The sequence below is a fragment of the Xanthomonas albilineans genome, from assembly GCF_002939705.1.
GTDB lineage: Bacteria > Pseudomonadota > Gammaproteobacteria > Xanthomonadales > Xanthomonadaceae > Xanthomonas_A > Xanthomonas_A albilineans.
Window position 1 is genome coordinate 1 of record NZ_MDCB01000012.1, and the last position, 2679, is coordinate 2679.

The following is a 2679-nucleotide window of genomic DNA, read 5'->3' on the forward strand; positions in this document are numbered from 1 at the left end:
TGGAGATGCTCATCCGAACGCGGTGGGCGCGTCGGCGGGGTATACAACATCGCCTCGCCCGCTTGGCGCTGTTCGTGTTGATGCGACCGGGGATCTTGGCTGTGGCGCTGTTCGTGTTCGCGTTGCTGCGCATCCATAGCCTGGCGGTGCAACTGCACGTGTTGCTGCGCGAGGCGCTGTTGCTGTTCGCGCGCTGCCTGCGCTTGCTGTTCCTGCTGCTGCAATTGCGCGATCCGCGCCTGTTCCTGCATGTCCACGCTGGCCGGTTTTTCATGGGCCGGGTTGCTGTGAGCGGGTGGCTGTTGTGTCTGCCGGTGTGCTTGCGCCAGGTGCGGTGCGTGCTGCTGCGCCTGCTGGATGCGTTCCTGATGCTGTTGGGCGGCGTGGTCTTCCTGAAGGCCCGTGCGCCTGTCCATGGCCGGGGGTGGCATGGACGCGGCAGCAGCGGATGATGATGAAGAGGAGGAAGACGTATCCGCGTTCGTCGATGTGGGAGGGATGGACGCGGCTGGTACGCTGTGCTGGAACCACTGTCCCGGATGCGTCAGCGTGTCGTAGGCTTGCCCAGCTGCGTGCTCGACCGCGTCGATGCCGGGCGAGACGATGTATTTGATCCCGTCGTATGCTTGCCCAACGGCCTGTCCGGCGGACGAATGCGCGGCGGACTGCGCGCCATGATAGAGATCGACCGCCTGATTCACGACGTTGGTCCCTGCCGCCTGGACGTCAGGATCATGGATGGCCCGCTGTGCCGCGTCGGCAACATGGTGCGCCCCCTGTTCGACGGCGTTTTTCGCCCACTCGAATTGATCGCCGACATAGCGGCCCGCAGCATCTGCAACTCGCCCGTGCAGATGCGCTGCTTCGCCCGCCGCCAAGCCGACCAGCGACGCCGTGGGGTTCAATGGGAAAGCCGCGACGCCCGCCCGATGCGCCGCCGAGGCCATGCGCTCGTCCACGTCGTGTACAGCATGGCCAACCGAGCGCGCGGCATCGCCGGCATCGTGCAAACTGTGTGCTGTACTCTGCACGTGCGCGTTATGTTCGATGGCCTCGCGCAGCGGCGTGTCCAAGTTCAACGCCAGGTATTCGTTCACCTGCCGCTGGATATCCGCTGGCAGGTGGGTTTGGTCAGGGTGCGCGCGCATCTGGCGTAGCGCCTGGGACAGTTCGGCACGTTCGTGCGACACATCCCAGNCGCGCGCATCTGGCGTAGCGCCTGGGACAATTCGGCACGTTCGTGAGCAACCTCCCAGGTGAAATGCTCGAAGGCACTCTGATGGTCCGCGTAACGCTGCGACGCTTCACTGAACCGCTGCGGAGCCAGGACGTTGTCCGTGCTTTGACTGCCGAAGTGCTGGGCAGCGCCGTGGTCCCCCCATCGCGTTGCTATCAGCACATTCGGGGGCGGTGCGCCGACGGGCGCATCCAAATACCGGCCAGCGCGCAGGCTCTGCACATCGTCATGACTGGCCAACGAGACCATGCTGCCGACATGAGGACTGGCCGCGCTCACCACATCGTTGGCCATGCGGTAATTGGTGATGTGGCAGCCGGGCTGCGGCGCGCCATCGGTCAGCGCCCGCGCGCCGTAGGCGTTGTAGGTGGAGCCGGCTAGGCCGTATTTGGCTGCCTCGATCTGCGCCAGCGCGCCGCCGAGGGAGTGGCCGGCGACGGTCACGTGGTCTTTGGGGATGCCTCGTGCTGCGGCCTTGGCAAGCATCTGCGCGGTGAACGCATCGGCGGCGGCTTTTTGTGGATTTACGGCGTCGCGCACCATCGTGGCATCGACGGCGATGTCTTGGAGGGTGGTGAGCGCATGACTCCTTTTTTCCGCCTTAGTCTCGCCGGTAAATAAATCCGTATCGGTACCACGGTAGGCGATGATGACTTCGTTTGTTTTTCTATTGAGGTAAGCCGTGGCATGAAAACCACTGGCAATATCGTTCGCGTAGCCGAAGGCTTGGTATTCGCGTCCATTCAAAAAAACTTTTTTATGCTTCTCAACATCGCTTTGTGGACGATTGGCATACGAATCAATGGCCGCGTCGGCACGTGCTTGATCGGCAGGATTCATGGCTTGGATTCCTTGACAGCGATGGTGACGGGGAAATAGGCATCAGGTTGTTTAAGTACTTGAGGATCACTAGGATCCAAGTCTGGCGCGCCATAGGGAGCGAAAGAACGATCTCCGTACACGCTCTTCTTAAAATAACTTGTCTCAGGACTATCACGCAGGAGTTCTTCAAGCGCACCGCTCCAGGCAAACCTAACACCTTTCACTATGGCACTGGCGCTAACGCTGGTGACATCCCAGTGACACACCCCAAGCTTGAAGTAGTCCTCGTCCAGCAAGGCGTCCCGATAAAAATATCCCTTCCACGTGTGATCGTCCACCTGTGTCATGGGAACATCGAGCCCGGTATTAGGCATGTGCTGCGTGCCAATGAACGGGATCATCGGCACGCATTTCGAGTTGATGACGTCATATCCGATGTATGCCCCCTCAAACGTATCCCACGGCCCCGGCGCATGGGAGGTGGCAATCACTTCGTAGCGTTTGACCGGGTGCGGGTTGAGGTGACCGGTGGCGCCGTCATTGCCGACATCGATGCCTTTGGAGCAACCCGCAGCGGTCAGGGCCAGCGGCATGAGGGCGGTGGCGGCAAGGTGTTGCAG

The 2679-nt window shown here is 61.5% G+C and carries 3 protein-coding genes and 1 pseudogene; 2 read left to right on the plus strand and 2 right to left on the minus strand.

The window, feature by feature from the left end; translation table 11 throughout:
* Together XalbCFBP2523_RS17175 and XalbCFBP2523_RS17180 are read left to right on the plus strand one after the other, a co-directional pair.
* Window positions 1-452, plus strand: a 452-nt coding sequence (locus XalbCFBP2523_RS17175) for a hypothetical protein (protein WP_230599200.1), incomplete at its 5' end; no start/stop codon positions are given.
* Between the two features lie 87 nt (window positions 453-539).
* The gene (locus XalbCFBP2523_RS17180) at window positions 540-1157 is read left to right on the plus strand and encodes a hypothetical protein (protein WP_249027724.1); all 618 of its coding nucleotides are present in this window, start codon (window positions 540-542) and stop codon (window positions 1155-1157) included.
* A gap of 41 nt (window positions 1158-1198) precedes the next feature.
* Here the strand turns inward: XalbCFBP2523_RS17180 and XalbCFBP2523_RS17185 are convergent.
* Together XalbCFBP2523_RS17185 and XalbCFBP2523_RS11335 are read right to left on the minus strand one after the other, a co-directional pair.
* Window positions 1199-2077, minus strand: a pseudogene (locus XalbCFBP2523_RS17185) (Tle-like phospholipase domain-containing protein); the annotation flags it as partial.
* On the minus strand, window positions 2074-2679 hold a 606-nt coding region (locus XalbCFBP2523_RS11335; RefSeq protein WP_249027725.1), incomplete at its 5' end, for a hypothetical protein. The pseudogene XalbCFBP2523_RS17185 and the gene XalbCFBP2523_RS11335, both read right to left, overlap by 4 nt.

Excerpts from the sequence above, each read along its gene's own strand:
- XalbCFBP2523_RS17180 (WP_249027724.1), top strand. The coding sequence starts at position 540 with ATGCGTCAGCGTGTCGTAGGCTTGCCCAGCTGCGTGCTCGACCGCGTC.